This window comes from Sediminitomix flava (assembly GCF_003149185.1).
Lineage (GTDB): Bacteria > Bacteroidota > Bacteroidia > Cytophagales > Flammeovirgaceae > Sediminitomix > Sediminitomix flava.
In genome coordinates, this window is the sequence record NZ_QGDO01000001.1 from 278,588 (window position 1) to 296,852 (window position 18,265).

The 18,265-nt window shown below is 35.0% G+C and carries 12 protein-coding genes and 1 CRISPR repeat array; of the genes, 8 read left to right on the plus strand and 4 right to left on the minus strand.

The window, feature by feature from the left end; genetic code table 11:
• The first annotated feature begins 622 nt into the window (after window positions 1–622).
• The 7 genes from BC781_RS01030 (at window position 623) to cas3 (ending at window position 10,694) form a co-directional block, all read left to right on the plus strand.
• Window positions 623–1,882, plus strand: coding sequence for a tyrosine-type recombinase/integrase (locus BC781_RS01030; RefSeq protein WP_109615394.1), 1,260 nt, complete (start codon window positions 623–625; stop codon window positions 1,880–1,882).
• 234 nt (window positions 1,883–2,116) lie between these two features.
• Window positions 2,117–3,025, plus strand: coding sequence for a helix-turn-helix transcriptional regulator (locus BC781_RS01035; protein WP_109615395.1), 909 nt, complete (start codon window positions 2,117–2,119; stop codon window positions 3,023–3,025).
• Window positions 3,026–3,228: 203 nt separating this feature from the next.
• On the plus strand, window positions 3,229–4,029 hold the full coding sequence (locus BC781_RS01040; protein ID WP_109615396.1) for a CRISPR-associated endoribonuclease Cas6: 801 nt from the start codon (window positions 3,229–3,231) through the stop codon (window positions 4,027–4,029).
• On the plus strand, window positions 4,026–6,920 hold the full coding sequence (locus BC781_RS01045; RefSeq protein ID WP_146201589.1) for a hypothetical protein: 2,895 nt from the start codon (window positions 4,026–4,028) through the stop codon (window positions 6,918–6,920). The genes BC781_RS01040 and BC781_RS01045 overlap by 4 nt, the downstream gene beginning before the upstream one ends.
• Window positions 6,921–6,979: 59 nt before the next feature.
• Entirely contained in the window at window positions 6,980–7,927 is a 948-nt protein-coding gene (cas7d, locus tag BC781_RS01050; protein WP_109615398.1) for a type I-D CRISPR-associated protein Cas7/Csc2, read from the plus strand.
• Between the two features lie 17 nt (window positions 7,928–7,944).
• Window positions 7,945–8,598 (plus strand): type I-D CRISPR-associated protein Cas5/Csc1, encoded by a 654-nt coding sequence (cas5d, locus tag BC781_RS01055; protein WP_109615399.1) that lies wholly within the window; start codon window positions 7,945–7,947, stop codon window positions 8,596–8,598.
• A gap of 65 nt (window positions 8,599–8,663) precedes the next feature.
• Window positions 8,664–10,694: a type I-D CRISPR-associated helicase Cas3' gene (cas3, locus tag BC781_RS01060; protein WP_109615400.1), complete on the plus strand. Its 2,031-nt coding sequence runs from the start codon at window positions 8,664–8,666 to the stop codon at window positions 10,692–10,694.
• 100 nt (window positions 10,695–10,794) lie between these two features.
• Window positions 10,795–13,645: a CRISPR direct-repeat array (repeat unit 30 nt; unit sequence ATGTAATCTTTACCAGAATGGTATTCTGAC).
• Window positions 13,646–13,893: 248 nt separating this feature from the next.
• Here cas3 and BC781_RS01065 read toward each other — a convergent pair.
• From BC781_RS01065 to BC781_RS01080, 4 genes are all read right to left on the minus strand, one after another.
• Entirely contained in the window at window positions 13,894–14,274 is a 381-nt protein-coding gene (locus tag BC781_RS01065) for an MbcA/ParS/Xre antitoxin family protein (protein WP_158281361.1), read from the minus strand.
• Window positions 14,275–14,902: 628 nt separating this feature from the next.
• A complete protein-coding gene (locus BC781_RS01070; RefSeq protein WP_146201590.1) occupies window positions 14,903–15,550 on the minus strand; it encodes a hypothetical protein in 648 nt (215 codons plus the stop codon).
• Between the two features lie 431 nt (window positions 15,551–15,981).
• A complete protein-coding gene (locus BC781_RS01075; protein ID WP_109615403.1) occupies window positions 15,982–16,557 on the minus strand; it encodes a hypothetical protein in 576 nt (191 codons plus the stop codon).
• Window positions 16,558–16,743: 186 nt separating this feature from the next.
• Complete coding sequence (locus tag BC781_RS01080) at window positions 16,744–17,139, minus strand: helix-turn-helix domain-containing protein (protein ID WP_109615404.1); 396 nt, start codon at window positions 17,137–17,139, stop codon at window positions 16,744–16,746.
• Window positions 17,140–17,429: 290 nt separating this feature from the next.
• Here BC781_RS01080 and BC781_RS01085 point away from each other — a divergent pair, with 290 nt between their 5' ends.
• Window positions 17,430–17,630 carry a hypothetical protein gene (locus BC781_RS01085; protein ID WP_211323657.1) on the plus strand — a complete coding sequence of 67 codons (201 nt, stop codon included), beginning with the start codon at window positions 17,430–17,432 and terminating at the stop codon, window positions 17,628–17,630.
• The last annotated feature ends 635 nt before the right edge of the window (window positions 17,631–18,265 follow it).

The following is an 18,265-nucleotide window of genomic DNA, read 5'->3' on the forward strand; positions in this document are numbered from 1 at the left end:
CTTAGAACTAAGTGTATAATTCATTTCTAAACCCTAGATGATCTCAAATACAATTTGAATGGATGTAGCTTAAAGAATTGACTTGATAGTTACGTTAAATCAGATTTGATCTACCGTTTATGTTGTTCGAAATATTTGAATTGATAATCCTAACATACTGGAAGCATTTTCATAATGTTAGCGTACTTCAAAAGTATATTTATATACTAAAGAAAAATGAAAATTTTCAATGTAAATAGTGAAAAAAAACATGTAAAAGATGCATGCTTTTAAAGTGCTAATTTGAAGGCATGTTCATCGAAGATCTTGTGGAAGAAAATGCTTTTCGATGAAAAAAAAGCCCTAAATCGCCATTTTAGAGGCATTTTGGAGCTAAGTGGTACTCGGGGCGGGAGATTATGTAACTATTAATCATCCAACAATATAGTTTAAAGAGCTATCACTGATGGAGATCTGCGATTTTATAGACAGAAAAAAGTCAAAGTTTTACATCACAATTTTCATCGAAAATCGTCATCGAAAATTCATATCACATGCAATTATCGTGATAGATATAAAATTGTCAAATCTTCATCTCCTATTCTTTGACCTGTGCATGTTTAACTACAAAATGTTATAGCACATGGATATTAAAGTGCATTTCCAATTAGGTGGCAAGAAAGACAAAAAAGGCTTAGATTACATTAGAGTGATTATTTACCTTGATAAATTCCATCAGCTTTCTCTCACTACGGGGTACAAGATTAACCCAAAATACTGGAACCCTAAAAAACAAGAGGTTCGAAAAACCTTTTCTGACGCAGAGGTAATCAACACTTTCTTAGCCAGCCGAAGCACACTAATCAAAAACCTTTACTTCCAAGAATATAGAACACGTGAAATTGACTGGGAAACCTTCAAGGAGAAGGCCAAAGCTCTCAGCTACCATAAGCAGAAGACAAAAGCAATGCCTGAACATATAGCCCCAAAAAAGAAACTGAGCTTTTATCAAGTTTTTTCTATGTTTCTTGAAGCTCAGTCTTCATCCTATGCACGAAGTACCTACAAAAACTATTTGGTTACCTTGAGGAACATTAAGGAGTTCAACCAAAGTCAACATAAATCAAACCTTCGCTTTGAAGACATCAACTTGGGATGGTTTGATCAATTCAAGAACTACTTGGTCTCCCAACAGCTCAGTAATGCAACGATCAACCAACAAACTAAGAATACAAAGGCTTTCTTGAATTGGGCGAGGGAACGAGAATACCATGCCATATCACTTGATGGTAGCAAGGTAAAATCCTTAAAAGAGCATGACTTCGATCCAATTGTACTGACCAAAGAGGAGTTGAAACGCCTATATGAAATGAAGTTGGAGCCTTTTTCTACAGAAGACAATATCAGGGACGTCTTCTGCTTTCTATGTTTTACTCTCCAGCGTCATGAGGCATTAAAGAACTACTCACCCGTTCAGGTTGTAGACAAAAAACAAGCTTGGGAATTTACCTCACAGAAGACTCGTAAGAAAACCTATGTCCCATTCTCACTCTTTGGAGGGAGGGCAAAAGAAATTTTGGAAAAATATGATTACCAATTACCCCTACCATCCAAGAATCTAATCAACAAGATGATCAAGAAGCTCTGCTTTAAGGCAGGGATCACAACACTTGTCTACAAACCCAAGTATATTGGAAGCAATGACCTTGGAGAGTATACAGAGAAATACAAGGCCGTAACGACTCATACAGCTCGCCGTACGGGGACAACTCTTGCCGCTGAACAGTTATCTCTACAATTCATCCAGAAGATCACCAATCATTCGTCACTGAAGACACTGAAGAAGTACATTAAGGTACACAAGGATGTGATGATAGAAAAGTGTTCAGATGTATCCTTGTAGGGCTTCATTGCATTCATTTTTGGGTAACATGACAAACCTACAGGAAGTCATGTTCCTTGTATTTATAGAGTCTTCTTCAACCTTTTTTTGTAAGCCTGAAGACAATTCTTCTTTAAGTACCGACTAAAGTAGCAGTAATCAGAAGCCTGTGCTCAAGGAATTGTAGGTAGAATGAGTGCCATCATTCAGTATTATTACTATTTGTATATTTAGTTTCAAATAATAAAATTTCAGATGACTAGAGATAAAAAGCAGATTTTCCGTATCATTCGAATGATTCAGGACTTGTCTCGTTCTGAATACACAAGGAAAGAGTTAGAAAAACGCTATGGGGTAGGCAAGACACAAATACATAATGACTTCTTAACCATTGAAAAACTTCTTTACCCCGAATGTATCCAAAGCAGAACAATGTCAGGTTCGAGGGCTTTTTTATACAGTATCGATGACAAATACAAACTGAATATAAATACTTTCTTAAGTAGAGAAGAAGAGAAAGTCTTGTTAAGTGCTGTTCACCAACTAGAGCAGGAAGAGGTATATCATAGCATTAAGCGAAAACTCAAACAGTTTTCCACACAGATATGGACACAAATCACGACAGACTTAGACAAAGAAAATAAGATAGCCTTTGCCGTGACAAAAGGCTATTGTATCTCTCTGAGAGATTATGAAGCTCCTTCAACAAATACAATAGAAGATTATGAAATAGAACCTATAAAGCTATTTGATGGAGGAAGAAGATTATATGCTTATGATTTAAAAAGTAAGCAACTCCTAGACTTTAAACTGACAAGAGCCGGTGCCGTAGAAATAACAAAACAGGAGATCAAACACCAGCATTTATATCAAGACCGTTTTCACGATGCCTTTGGCTGGTCTTGTGAAATAGGAAAAGAAATACCCATACAATTTGAAATGGACAGGCTTGCTGGGCGAATGATTCAAGAAAACTACCCTGATGTAAAGATCACTTCAATTCATAGGATTGATGGTGTTTTTATCTACCAGTATAAAGGAAAAGTAGCAAACTATAAAGGTGTTGGTCGTTTTGTTCTTAGTCTACCGAGTCACATTCGAAATATACAGCCACAAAGTCTCAGAGACTACCTATTAGACCAAATGGGAAAGTATTTAGTGTGAAGGGAATTTGTTTGCAACTTAACTTTATTTAATTTAAGATTAAAATATATGCTGACGCACTTTTAGAAGGTGATACCTTATTTTTTTTATAGTTTTTTTAACTGACCACTAATACTGAACAGTTAGCAAAGATCTTTACCTGTGTTAGGTAAAACTTATCAGACCAAAATATTTTTTTAACCACGAAAAACAAATTTAAGCTTATGACAGAATACAGCATTTTGTTCAAGCAAGTGAAAGGAAGTCATTGCATTAGCTATAACATAGCATTTGTATTATCCCAAGCACTGAATAAAAACATTGGGAAAGTTGATCCTAAAGCGGGAGATTTTGCACATAACGAAGGACATAAAGGCGGACATCGCAACTTCAAGCTTTGGACACATAGCATCATGCCAAAAGCCTACGATGTATTGACAGAAGGAATGCTTTTACAAGGTGAATATTTATTGGAATGGAGGGTCCGTTTCTATGACAGATACTTAGCTAAAGCTTTTGAAAAAGCACTAATCCTTTGTCCTGAGTGGGAGATTGTAGATAGATTTGGGATACATCATTGGCAAATTATCAAAAGTGAACCTGTACTTCATCAGCCTTCTTTTAACCCTGTGATGTCTTATAAATTGATTACACCTGCGGTGATTTCTATACCACATCAGAAGACCAGAAAACCATTTTATCTGACTTTCAGAGATCATAAGGAGCTTATTCCTGCACAAATTCAAAAGCATTTGCAAAATAAGGCACAGACACTCTACAATTTGGGTGCGGCACGAGATGGAATGGAGGAAGGCTTAGAAGACATGAGCTTTAAACTCTTGAATACTCCAAAGACAAAAAGGCTCACCTTCAAAGAAACACAGAATTACTCTCAAAAGGTATTTGCCAATCAATTTGAGTTTGAATTGATAGCTCCTGTGGAGGTTCATAAACTTATTTACTATGGCGGTTTTTTAGAAAAAACAGCTCGGGGATGTGGATTTTTAAAAATACGAACATCATGAATCAGCACAAGAAATTAAAATTTGAGACAGGTACTCCCCTGTTTACAACAGAGCTATTCAATAAGGTATTTGATGATTTTCTTGATAAAGTCATTCTTGCTCTAATCGAGGAAAAGGAAGGAAAAAAGATAGGTGGAATCATTGAGGCAAAAGGCTATTTTGAAAAGAATGGAGTCCGTTACATAGGATATGACCAACCTTATCATATCCATATCCTGCAAGGTATGATTCCCGCGATGTTTCTTCTGGAGCATACGTTTAAACACAATGGATGGATCAATACAGAAGAAGGAGAATTGTATTTGAAACTCTTTGTGTTGGGCTTCTTTTGCCACGATGCGAATAAACTGATGTCGTCCTTCAATAAGGACGGAGAAGACGAAAAGAGCCTAGAACAAGCCCTAAAAGAAATGAAAGGTGAAGAGTTTATAAGTTCTTTAGGGATGGGTGACTTCTTCCCTGAAACGTCTTCCTATTTGGAAGATATTGAATACCTCGCCTTGATGGCGGAGCATCGAACGTCTATGATCTCATTTGGTAAAAGTACCAAACTTTCCCAAACTCAGCTATTAGATAAATTAGCTCCGTATGTGCGCATAGCGGATAGAATTGCTTCGGCAGGTGGTTCGGTTATTGAATATTGGAACGAGAAAAAACAAATTTGGGAGCAGAAAGACAGCAAAGGGCATGATGATCAATATCAGAATATTAGTACGCTCTATCAGTACATCAAAAAGGAAGTCGATACACTCGGAACAGATTTTCCTCCTTTGTCTTATGTCCGTATTCAGCAAAATCCTTTTAGCCTGCTTTCAGATCTGATTCTAAGACAAACAGCAAAGATCTTGGAAGCTGATGGCATACATACTTTCTCTTTTATGAGAGATGGCTTTTTATATTGGGGAGAAGCTTTGACAGCGAGTCAAATAGAATGTATTAGAGGAACTCTAACAAAAGCTACAGAGAAAGGGGTTGATGTTATAAAGTTGACAAAAGTAGATTCTCAATCCTGTAATTTCGGATTTATTGGTGATATCCCTTTCTCCAAAAAAGTTTGGGAAAAGCTAATCAAGACTAAGGCTGATTCATTCTTACAGATTGCACCCAACGGTTTGGATAAGCTTTCTGATAAAGCAATGAAAGATCTTATTAGTTGTATTGAGCAGTTAACAGAGCTATATGACTTACCTATACAACAACCCAAGCTTGATGATAAAGGGAAACTGTATTTACGCTTTTCTGAAGACTGGGATGAAGACGAAGAGACTTTTAAATTTGTCAATTTATTTTGTTTGGTTAAATCTCGATGGATGAATGCCAAGATAAATAAAGCTTGGGATACGGAATTCAAAGAAAAATTAATCTCAGGTACTACATTCTATGAGGAACATGCACTCATCTTCGAAGAAGCCGAGCAGAAGGTGATCACCTATTCAAGGTTAAATGCTCACTTTGGAGGATTGATTGACAGACCCGCCAATATTTTGAAAATGTTATTGGCCTTGGTTGAAGCGATTAAAGCCCTTGAAGATGATGAAGGAAACTGTTCTGAAGACTGGTTCACAGATCTAGTAGGTGTCTTAGATAAGCCTTCTGAAAAAGTACAAAGCACGCCAATTATTGAAGTATTTGAACACTATTTTGATTACAATGGGAATTTGTTGAATCGAAATTGGATAGATCAAATTGCGTCAATTCCTACTTCAGACAAAATTTGTGTCTTTACGGGTAGGCCTGCTACTAAGCCTTATAAAGAAGTCAATGCTTATGGGTTAGGTGCAAGAGGTTTTACAAAAAGGAGTAATACGACATTAAAGAATACAATTTCCTACGTCTCTGATGTTGCTGATGCAGAAAACAAGGCACGAAAGAATTTCTCGGACCGAGTGAAAGCAAACTCAGCGATCTATATGGACTTCTGTGAATCTTTTGGTGGGACAGTCTTCGATTGGAATTTTTTCAAGGAAATCGCCAAGAAAAAAGGTTTTAAGAGTGAACTAAGCAAAACCAATAAAGAGGAAGTGATCATGCTCAATAAGTCTGCTCAACTCAATCAAAATAAGTTTGCTTATGAATTGACTGAGGTGGGACGAGATTTAAAGAGTCAGGTTTTCTTGGTGAGAAATCACCTTGAATTAGCTGTCAAAACAGGTCTGCGGACTTATATAACTTCGATTATGGGGGAGTATAGACCACATAAAGAAATCTTTGTCTATGAACAGGCTCCCGCCTTTATTCAAAACTTAGGGTGGAACCGAGTACACTTGGTACATGCTTCAGCCATTTTCAAGGAGGTTGCAATGTGTTTAGAACTGTTTAAGCACGGAAAAAATTTGGATACGGGTCTGATGACTCATTATTCAAATGACCGAAATATCATTTTCCAAGCCTACTATCAATTTGTATCGGGAAATGAAAAATCCGCAAAATCCATAAAAGAGAAAATCAACAATTTTATAGAAGAAAATCCTTTAAAACTGAAGTATATGAGTGTTGTATCAGAATTAGCAGAAATCGCCTTGAGAATCCGTACAGCTAACAAAAACTTTAACCAAGAAAGTGAGCTTTTCCGATTGGCATTGGATACGATGAGGGAGGAATTGAGACATGAACAATCTAAAGAAGATGTGATTGAGCGTATCACTGGTGAACTCTTCAAAAAAGAAAGGTTGGAGTATATGGGCAAAGACAAGAAACAGGCTTGTTCAGATTTTGCAACAAAGATGTACGAAGGACTTTTAGAAAAAGAATGGAAAGGGCAATTCCCATCACAAAACCGTGAACGTAGAATTTTGTATCAATTTGCTTATCTCTATAGTGTCAAGGTCGATAAACTAAGAGCCCAACGAGCAGAAGAGAAGAAGCATCAGAAAGTACAGGATGCGAACTAAGTCTTTATCTGCATTAATATTCACATTCTTATTTTTTTAAAATTAAACATTCAGAAAACATGCAATCTATATTTGAAAATATTCCAGCTCAATTATTCCGTACAAACCTAAAAGAGAACAAAACAGGTGTGTTCAAAATTGCTTTGGTCAGAGAAGTGACAGGCACTCTTATCAATCGAAGTAACTTTGCAGATGAAACCATCACTTTTCGGACACAAGAAGGAAAAACATTGATAGAAATCCCTGCACGGAAATTAAAAGCGCCTGAAAAATTGACAGGTCTAAAGTTGTGTCGCCAAACAAACTCAGTAGATGAAGAAGTACGCTACAATGTCATAAAAGACAGTAAACAACTTGCAAACCCAAACTCTATTCTATTTGGAGATTCTGTAACGGCTTCAGGTGATGCCGTCGGTATAAAATCTCGTGTAATTTATGATTGGACATATTCGATCCGTCCTTGTGATGATTTGGTAGATACTCTCCAACACAATGCCCTTAGCGAAGGAGGAACCATGTATGATGAGGAAGAAGGTAAGCTCAGACAATCCTTGTTTAGGGTGCAATATATCATGCCTCAAACCTATTTCCCTCATTTTATTACAATCGAAAATGCAACACCCGAGCTATTGTTCCATTTACTCTCATCGATTGTCTTTACGCAAAGGTATGGTGCGCAAACAACAACTACAGGCAGTAATATCCGCAACCATATTGTAGCCTTAGGTTATGATGCCACAGAAGCTCCATTAAATAGTTTTACCTTTTCCAATGAGTGGAACCAAGAAGAGGCTGTCAACTTAGAGAATGTCAAAGAAAAGATGCTTTCGAAGATGCAAAGCTATTACGGCAAACAACTGATACAAGGTGAAGAATTGGAAAGCCAAATCAGAGGTGCATGGAAAGAAGATCTTACAGAAAAGTATCAAATGCTTCAAGCTAAGTGTGAGGAATATCTAAAAGAGATCAAGGTGATTTCAACAGCAAAAGGAAAGAAAGGCAAATAATATAAAGTCAGGATTTTATGAAAATATATGCATTAAAACTGACACTCCTCAATCACCTGTTCTATTTCACGGAGTCTACCAATGGTTCCCGAACAGGTGATTTTATAGGTGATTTGGCACTAACTTATGCTTTCCGACCTTGGCTTGCTCCAACTGATGAAGCAATTCCATTTCGGGCTAAACCCGAATATGAAGAAATCGCAGATTGGGGATTTTACTGTACACTGGCGATACCGCAAAAAACGAAGCCAACAAATGTATACGCTCGGAATACGCTTTTCCATGCAGATGGCATGTATGATAAGCCTAGTTTTGAAAGTGCGGCTAAATCCCCTTTCAAAAGCTTTTTCCACGTACAGGGTATCCAAGCCACTTCAGAATTCCATTGTTTCTTGATCGCAAAAGAGGAGGTTAAACTCCCCCCAACTATCCGAGTAGGCAATGGAAAGGAAACCTTGGTCAAGGTCGAAGAAATTGATAGGGATAAGCAATCATTTTGGCTTAATGCTTTTACCCACAAAAAAGTATTCAACAATCTGGAACAGGTCGCTGACTTGATGATTGACAAAGGCATACACGACAGGCAATATGTTTTAGAAAACTATATCCTGTTGAAGGGTTTTGATCAATCCTATTTAGAGGAAGTTTTTGAGCCATTATTTAGTGCTTAGAGAAATTGAAGGGCTGTCATTTGGATTGCCCTTCTTCCAAGAATCTAAAAATTGGCAATAAAAACATGGAGCAATTTCAAATTACCATACCGCCTCAATATGTACAACAAGTACAACAAACCGCCTTGTTCAAGCGTCCTGACTCCCCCGAATTTGAAGGGAGAATGCACGAGATACAGCGTGTTATGAGAGACGATTTTGACAAATTACCTCTTATTACAGAAGTAATAGCCCCGACAGGAACAGGTAAATCCTATGCCTTTGCCTTTCCGACTCTGAAAGCCAAACAAGAAAGACAAGTACAAAGAAAAGCACTGCTTGTATTGCCTACGAATGTTCTGATTGATGAGCTGTATGAGGCTTTTTCTGCGATGTTCACAGAACTCAAAATAGTCAAGGCGACAAAAGAAACTTTGGATAAGATGGAAGCTAAAGGAAGTTACAAACGTTGGCAGGCAATTAGTGAAATGGCAGAAACGGCAGATATCATGATTACTAACCCTGATATTCTCAATTATGCTATGCTGGGGGGGTATGATAAGCATATCTTCAAGGACAGTAAACTATCAGGAGGAAATACTTATTGGCATTTCCTAAAGAATTTTCAGTATATCATTTATGATGAATTTCACCTGTACCGTGAGGAACAGATCGCATCCATTTTCACAATGATTGAGTTGAGAGAATGTTTTATCAATGATTCGGCTCGATTCTTTTTTGTGACGGCAACCCCTGAAGAAGAAATTACACATTTTCTGACAGAGCGAAATTACCGTTACCAAAGTATCTCTGAATGCCTATCGTCTTCGCCAACAATGGAAGCGAAGCTTCCTGCAGTCTTCACAAGATTGGAAGAAACCGTTACGCAATCTCCAGAAGAATCACGTTGTATTCATGGAGAATTGACCATAGAATTTGTCTTGTCCGATTCTGTGGGAGAGGTTTTGACATATAAAGAAGAAGAGCTGAAAGCCCAGAAGGAACAAGATATCCGTTCCTTATTAATTCTAAACTCATTGGTAGATATACAGCGTCTGTATTTTCAATATAAGCCTAGTTGGCAAAACACCCACAGGCTGAGCGAGGTTTCCGGTTATTTCGATGAGGGTTATCAGCAGGCGGACATTATTTTCTCGACTAGTAAATCAGAGGTCGGGGCAAACTTTGGGGTGGATTATACCATCATGCAATCGGGTTTTGATTACAGAAGTTTCTTGCAACGTTTTGGTAGAACGGCAAGAGGGGAGATGAAAGGGAAAATAGTCATCTTTTTCTTGAAACAGAGAGAAGAAAAAAAACAATTCAATAAGCTGAAAAAGCTCTTTTCAGTGCAAGAAGAATGGGGCTATAACTCCTTTACAAAGACCGTAAAGAGTGTACTTCAGAAACCTGAATTTTATACTAATAAGATCAGTCCGTTTATGGGGCAATATCTCTATGCGGTTTATCACAATGCGGGGCGCTATAATTATGATACTAGAGAGTATATCCGTAACCGTATTATTGAAATGGATATGCCTGATATTCAAAGAGGGCAGTTCAAGTTTTTTCAAATTATAAATGCTTCTATTGTTCATCTAGGAAAGGGAGGGTATGCAAGACAATGGCAAGAATGGTGGGAAAAGTATCTTGATTCTTACCTCTCTTTTAGGGGATCAAGTCTTCATATTTCGATCAAAGATATGGAGCGAAACGGGCAAATCTTTAGCTATTCAAAAGAATGGGTCTTACGCAACAAAGCTATTACAGACATCTTGGAAGGACAGGCTCCTGATGGAAGGGACTTGTTTGTTGTAGAAGGTCTTAGGGAGAAACAAGACAATGAGTTATTGTATGAATCTGATACGATTCCTTCAGTAGGAGCTATGCAGAATCGCTTCTTTGAAAGGAAACACAAAAGCAATCAACGAATGCGTAAACAATTATTTTTGGGAGCACTCAAAAATATCGAAAATGGAAATGAGGGTATCGATAGTTTCTATGACAAACAAGAAGAGTTATTGGAAAAACTAGAAGGTTTAGCTCCGTTTTTTACAGAAAAGAGGCTAAATATTATCGGAGTTCAAGGAAGTGATGGCCTCTCTGTTATTTTCTAGTTTTGGTAATCATTTACCTAAACGTTCTTTGACATCTTATTTTTTTACCAGAATGGTGTTATGACCTTGACATCTATATGGAATCGGTACGCGAGAACTTATGTAATCTTTACCAGAATGGTATTCTGACTTCTTATCCTTTTCCCCAAAGTCGTTGAATTTGTCATGTAATCTTTACCAGAATGGTATTCTGACGATACTTCCTTCCATGTGAAGTTTTGAAGTAACGGCATGTAATCTTTACCAGAATGGTATTCTGACGTACCTCTTGACCAGATGTTAGTGTTCTCCTTTGCATGTAATCTTTACCAGAATGGTATTCTGACTGAATATATCAAAGAGAATGTAATCCTTGAAACTTGATGTAATCTTTACCAGAATGGTATTCTGACGTTGTAGACTCTACATAGTTCTCACTTTCTTCTGTAATGTAATCTTTACCAGAATGGTATTCTGACGATAATTGAATTGTCTTGCTGATCTGAAGTTTAAACATGTAATCTTTACCAGAATGGTATTCTGACTTGTTTATCAACCGTAAATCAAGAACCCCAATTGGATGTAATCTTTACCAGAATGGTATTCTGACTCACTAAACATGGATACAATAGAAATAGTATCTAAGATGTAATCTTTACCAGAATGGTATTCTGACGAGCCTATGCTTGAGGAATATGGGTTTAGAACTCTTATGTAATCTTTACCAGAATGGTATTCTGACTAATAAGCCCCTGAAGACCTGCAATAGATTCGCTATTATGTAATCTTTACCAGAATGGTATTCTGACATGATTGCCATTTCTTGTCATTCGCTTTTTATGGAAATGTAATCTTTACCAGAATGGTATTCTGACAACGAAAGAGGGCTGTTTTGCTAGTAAGCCCTTTAGATGTAATCTTTACCAGAATGGTATTCTGACCTGCCCTGCCTCATGAGTTGAACCTTGCGAGTGCTATGTAATCTTTACCAGAATGGTATTCTGACCCCTACGAATGAATACAATCTCATTACCCGAAAGATATGTAATCTTTACCAGAATGGTATTCTGACGCGTTAATCCACGATGCATTTATATTAATTGCATTATGTAATCTTTACCAGAATGGTATTCTGACAGAGATCTAACACCGCTATAAAATCCTTTCCATCATGTAATCTTTACCAGAATGGTATTCTGACATAATTCGGAGTGGTAAAAAAGTATATTTAATTTGTGATGTAATCTTTACCAGAATGGTATTCTGACGAATCTTTCCCCATATGTTTATCTAATTGCAGGTGAATGTAATCTTTACCAGAATGGTATTCTGAACCTTGATCATCGACAGGCACTTGCCCGTTTGTAGAATGTAATCTTTACCAGAATGGTATTCTGACTTGCCTCCAACTGCCTTACAAGCTCCCTGCCCGAAATGTAATCTTTACCAGAATGGTATTCTGACTTGTAAATTTGAAGCCTTACAATGTTGAAAAAAGCATGTAATCTTTACCAGAATGGTATTCTGACTGAAATCTAGTAATTTGAAAAGGTGCATCCTCGCTAATGTAATCTTTACCAGAATGGTATTCTGACGTTTATAACGGTGAGACGGATAATACTTCTACGGTATGTAATCTTTACCAGAATGGTATTCTGACAAAGCAGCTCCTAAAGCAGCAGTAAGAAGAAAGCAAATGTAATCTTTACCAGAATGGTATTCTGACTGTTCTGTCTCGATAATGAGTGCGCAATGCTCTTCATGTAATCTTTACCAGAATGGTATTCTGACATGATTGCCATTTCTTGTCATTCGCTTTTTATGGAAATGTAATCTTTACCAGAATGGTATTCTGACAACGAAAGAGGGCTGTTTTGCTAGTAAGCCCTTTAGATGTAATCTTTACCAGAATGGTATTCTGACGCTTCCATAAATGGCTCATGTCCAATCCCCAATACGATGTAATCTTTACCAGAATGGTATTCTGACCTGATTAATGGAAGTGTAATACCTTTCATTAGTCTTATGTAATCTTTACCAGAATGGTATTCTGACTTAATTAAATTCTCATACGGTAATATATATAGAGGCATGTAATCTTTACCAGAATGGTATTCTGACTCGGGCATTTCCATGACATCTAGTTTTGTCATGTATGTAATCTTTACCAGAATGGTATTCTGACTGTTATAACATGTCTGCGGCATCGTGGTGGGTTGGAATGTAATCTTTACCAGAATGGTATTCTGACTATTGACTTTGCATTTTATCAATTTTGACATTTGCATGTAATCTTTACCAGAATGGTATTCTGACTTTGATATGTCTATTGTTCAAAGTGTGACATATAAAATGTAATCTTTACCAGAATGGTATTCTGACTATTTTATTTCTGCGACAAGTGGTTATGACGTTGTATGTAATCTTTACCAGAATGGTATTCTGACTTGTGAAAAGACTTCAAATGTCCCCAGCGTTGATTGATGTAATCTTTACCAGAATGGTATTCTGACTGATGATATAACCAAGGCATGTTTTGAATATTTGGAATGTAATCTTTACCAGAATGGTATTCTGACCTTATGAAAACTGCACTGTTGTTAGCTCTTCCTCTTATGTAATCTTTACCAGAATGGTATTCTGACACGGATAGTGAATGGGCACAGAAGTGGGGTAAGAAAATGTAATCTTTACCAGAATGGTATTCTGACTGGGAATAGATTTTCTTTTCCATTTCGTCGGCTTCTATGTAATCTTTACCAGAATGGTATTCTGACGTAGTAGACTCTACATAGTTCTCACTTTCTTCTGATGTAATCTTTACCAGAATGGTATTCTGACCTTCTAAACCTTGCTATTTGGTCTATTTGGAAGTATATGTAATCTTTACCAGAATGGTATTTTGATTTTTAGGAATGATGACCGACTAAAATAAGTTGACCATGTAATTTTGACCAGTATGATATTATGACTTGCCCAACTCAGATAAATTGCCAATACTAAAGACAATGTAACTTTACTAAGTTCTACATAATATTATTACCAATAATAAAGCCCTACTAGAGTAAGTTAAATCCCTTGAATTAAAGAACACAAACTAAATTTTAATTTAAAAGACTGAATAGTAGGGATAAAAATTAAATAGAATACTTTTATCAGTACGCTTTGCTCAGTGTTTTTGTATAAAAGAGAATGCTAAGAATAACTTTTCTTAAGGTGATTATGATAGATCACCAAACTCTAAACTATTAAGCATATTACAGACTAAAGCAATACTACTAAGTCTCTTAGCCATCTCATAAGGAGAATTCCAATCTAAGTAGACATTATCTTTTTTAAGCCATTTATTGAACCCTTCTACAGAAGCAAAAACTCGATGTCCTTGATTTACTAAACCAATCAAATAAACAACCCTCTCCTGAATATCAGATTTAAAAGTTCTTTTCTTGTTAAGATAATTGTTCAACTCTGAAGTACTAATGTTCAGTAACTCTGAAAGATCTGTTTTTGACCATCCGCTAATTTCAAATAAATATAGTAGACTTTCTTGTTCTTCAGGAAACTCAGAAATGAAATTAAAGACTTGAGAATCTTTTGCCATATTTGGCAATTTTGATTTAAAATCATTTGATATAATCATAGTATAGAATTAAATGCTTTTATAAATATAAATAAAACTCTCACTATTAGATGTATAGAAACTAATTTCAATTCCATTCCTACAACAATTTAATATAAGCCATAACTAAAACGAATATTGATACAAATGCATTCCTAAAGTCATTCTTTAAAGGTTGATAAATTAAACAAAATGCTACAAACAATTAAGAAGTAAATAAATGTCGTCTATTGTCATTTATTGTCACTTAATGTCGTCTATTGTCGTCTATTGTCATTTATTGTCACTTAATGTCGTCTATTGTCGATAACAGAACTCACGACAAAACACTTAAACAGCAAGGATAAAAATAGAAAATCCAAACAATAAAACATTTAAGAGGAATAAAACACAAAGGCAGGGAATCAAACTAACAAGGTGACATAAAGGAAAAGAATTTATTTAATACTATTATAATGAAGTTTTGCCTATTTCTTTTAGAAAATAGTATCATTGATTAGTATCTACTAGTCTTTTAATGCCTTATAACACATAAGAAAACTATATCATCCTATTTAATTACATCTTTTAAATACTAAAAGGCTACCATTGTGGTAGCCTTTCATCGTATCTATTTCAAGATTTCTAAAGATTCACCAATTTTGAATTCCACACCAACATTCAACCCATAAGCATAGGGCCTGAGAGTATAATCAAGCTGATCGATATGATAGAATGATACCGCATAACGGTAATATCCATTCAAGATGATATTCATTTTATTAGAGACATCAATGATCACTCCAATTTCAGGTTGTATCGAACTTCCTGAACCTTTAGCTCTGGAGAGTAAATGAGAAACAGACTGAAAGTAAAACTCCGTTTCTAAATAGGGAATGAATTTACCTTCAGACTTAAGAAGGTGTCGATATCCCGCTGAAAAATGATACATGTTAATCAATGTACGTTTGAAATCAAATCCTGCCTCAGTATCAAAATGAACTGGAGAATTTCCAATACCTGCGGTGACAGCACTACGAGGGGTCAGATGGTAATAGACTCCCAGGTGTAATTGTGGGCTGATGCCTTGGCTTTCATATATACTAAAACTTGGCACGGCTATAAACTCCTGATAGGTAACTTCATAAGGGTAGTCCCCGTGATAACTGGTGTAGGCTGCCCCTGCCTCATTAATTAAATATAAATCCCCTTTTTTTCTTTGTTGAGCAACTAGACACAATGGTAGTGATAATAAAAATATCGTAATAATAGTTTTCATGATAAAAAATTCACATTTTATAGTGTGATGTCAAATTAAGTAAAATTTGAGAAATTTCAATACACTAACTTCTTTTATCGCAACTATAATATAAAAAACGCTCTATCCTGTGTCTTTATGAATTAGTATTAAGTTTATAAAATAGATGTCCTACTACAATTATATATCATAAAAGACTAATCCATAATTCCTATACTAGCTTAAAATGAACTAGGACCTAACGCTCATACCATCACACTTATTACGAAATTTAATAAACTTCTCTTCATCAAGAGAATAGGCATATAACCTTTGTGCTAGGAATCATTTGAAGCTTTAATTAAAACGGACCCAATAGAATCCTTTTCTAATAAAATATTAATTCAAGACACTGTTCATTAAAACGTAAATCTGTATATCTTTATTTAGATAGAAACACCTTATTAGGTTCTTTATTCACTTTTATCTATCAAAATAGAATTCAAATATTCTCTCATCTTTGGAGCAAAAAATTCCCTCCAGTCTTTTTCAGAAATCAAGTTACTTTTAGCGTTATTACAAAAGGGACATGCTAAAACTGAATTTTCAAAAGTATAACCTTCATTAGGATCAAGTTTTTCTATCTCTAAAGTTCCTTTTGAACGTTTTGATTTTTGATTGAGAGTCATATTTCCATCTCTAATTGATACAATTTTATATAATTCATCCTGAGATATTTGGCAATAATGACAACAGCCCTCTTGCTCATCATACCATACAAGTAGTTCGTTATAATTATCGAAAAGTTTCTTTCTTTCAACATTCCCATTTCTGTATTTTCTATACAGATCATCATATAGCTTAAAATACTCTCTTAGTTCATGAAGTTTCGAATGATTAATTTTAAGTTCATCAAGATAAAACTCTTCTATTTTTTGGTAGTTTTCTTTGGCTTGACCTTTCTCCCAATTTTTATAAGAATCTATCTTTACATATTCATGGATTCTTTTAGTGTAGCATAAATAAAAGTATCTATCATTTAGACTCATATCTATATCATTTTATGAATTATAACAACTGAATATTTAAAACACTTCATCATATCCCAACATGATTGAAAGCATATATCAAGCTTCAATACATTTTAAGAGAATGAGTTACAGTTTGACTATATTCAATTCCTTAAAGACTTTGTGTGTTTAGAAATTCAACATATTCTTTTCAGGTAAAGCCTTCTAACCTTTGTTCTTATCAAAGAAAATAAATACCTCAGGTTTTAATGCAAAAATTGAACTTAGTTTCTCTGCATTTTTTGGAGATATATCCAGTTTATGGTTAAGAACTTTACTGACGGTACTATTATGAACATTCATTTTATCTGCGAGTATCCTTATTGACATTTCATGACATTCCATTAGGTACTTAATTAATTCAACAGGGTGTATATTACCTGGCTTGATAGATGATGTACGTTCATCATAATTTTGAATTAGCAATGTTAAAAAATCAATCTCAATGAAGTCAACCTCTCCTCCTTCAGCCTCTATTGTAACTAACCTTTCTAATTTATTACAGTATGAATAATACTGCTCATCACTCTGGATATAAGTATACATGTTCATTTCAGCCATATAGAATAAAATCATAAAGATTGGATATTTGATTTCATTGAAAAAAATATCTTAGTTAAACATAATCAATTAGGTACTAGTAAAGTAGAATACTTAATAAAAATCTCAAGATGTTCATTTGCCTCATAATTATTAGATGTCGCTTTTATTAAAGTTCTCGTATTATATGTTTATTTTAAGTTCATTGACACTAAATCATCATTACCTAAGATTAGCCAAACTAATTGATTTAGAACTTTAAAAAGGAATGATCGTGTTAAATGAATACTACAATAAACAATAATGAAACAATGGGATATATAAAAGAGCCAGATGGTGTAACGTTTGTAGTAGAGAAAAGGACTCTATCAATTGAAGAAGAAAAATTACTAAAAGACTTCCTTAAGGGAAGTAAAGCAAGGAATAAAGGTTTCTTAAAACAATTTAAGGCAAGGAATAAAGATTTCTTAAAGCAGTTTAAGAATACAAGTTTTACTTCTAAAAGGAAATAATTTTTAATATCACGTACACTTTAAGTTTTATTACAACTGATAGTTTTTTTATCATCAGAATATCATGGATAGTTTGTTAGAAATGAAAAGAAGAACCTAAAAGCAAGAACATAGATATATGTCTCCAAGTTTTTTTATTCATGTACTCTAAAGTTTTTCGTAAAACCTTTCCATTCTTGCCTAACAATTTTTTAGAAGCAGAATAGAAAAATGATTCTATATTTTTTAGTATAGATCTATTTATTTCAATTCAAGTCTTAATTTACAACTTTATTAATAATGGCTTAACTGAGAAATTCTTTCAAAAAAGCATCATAAAATCCTATAACTCCTTTTTTTTATCTCCCATACTCCTTAATTAGAAGTATCTTTTCAAATTCGGAGAAAAAAATATCAATTTGTTAATTAGAAGTCATTACATATTACTTCAATGATGTTTGTTATTCCTTTTTCAAAGAAAAACTACCCCGAGTCCTAAATTCTTTTTTTTTGAAAAAAGTAAATATGAGGATAGATATCAGCTTGTTGAAATCATTCTGGATAAGATTGTAGAAATAGCAGACCGTTGACTTGTTCAAAGTCCGGTTTACATTCTCCACTTTATACGAATTTTGTAAATACAAGACGTTCTCTTT

What these genes read in the sequence shown, in the direction of transcription:
- BC781_RS01075 (WP_109615403.1), bottom strand. Translation starts at nt 16,557, where the DNA reads ATGAGTCTAAATGATAGATACTTTTATTTATGCTACACTAAAAGAATC.
- BC781_RS01065 (WP_158281361.1), bottom strand. Translation starts at nt 14,274, where the DNA reads ATGGCAAAAGATTCTCAAGTCTTTAATTTCATTTCTGAGTTTCCTGAA.
- BC781_RS01045 (WP_146201589.1), top strand. Translation starts at nt 4,026, where the DNA reads ATGAATCAGCACAAGAAATTAAAATTTGAGACAGGTACTCCCCTGTTT.
- BC781_RS01040 (WP_109615396.1), top strand. Translation starts at nt 3,229, where the DNA reads ATGACAGAATACAGCATTTTGTTCAAGCAAGTGAAAGGAAGTCATTGC.
- cas7d (WP_109615398.1), top strand. Translation starts at nt 6,980, where the DNA reads ATGCAATCTATATTTGAAAATATTCCAGCTCAATTATTCCGTACAAAC.
- BC781_RS01035 (WP_109615395.1), top strand. Translation starts at nt 2,117, where the DNA reads ATGACTAGAGATAAAAAGCAGATTTTCCGTATCATTCGAATGATTCAG.
- cas3 (WP_109615400.1), top strand. Translation starts at nt 8,664, where the DNA reads ATGGAGCAATTTCAAATTACCATACCGCCTCAATATGTACAACAAGTA.
- cas5d (WP_109615399.1), top strand. Translation starts at nt 7,945, where the DNA reads ATGAAAATATATGCATTAAAACTGACACTCCTCAATCACCTGTTCTAT.
- BC781_RS01030 (WP_109615394.1), top strand. Translation starts at nt 623, where the DNA reads ATGGATATTAAAGTGCATTTCCAATTAGGTGGCAAGAAAGACAAAAAA.
- BC781_RS01070 (WP_146201590.1), bottom strand. Translation starts at nt 15,550, where the DNA reads ATGAAAACTATTATTACGATATTTTTATTATCACTACCATTGTGTCTA.
- BC781_RS01080 (WP_109615404.1), bottom strand. Translation starts at nt 17,139, where the DNA reads ATGGCTGAAATGAACATGTATACTTATATCCAGAGTGATGAGCAGTAT.
- BC781_RS01085 (WP_211323657.1), top strand. Translation starts at nt 17,430, where the DNA reads ATGGGATATATAAAAGAGCCAGATGGTGTAACGTTTGTAGTAGAGAAA.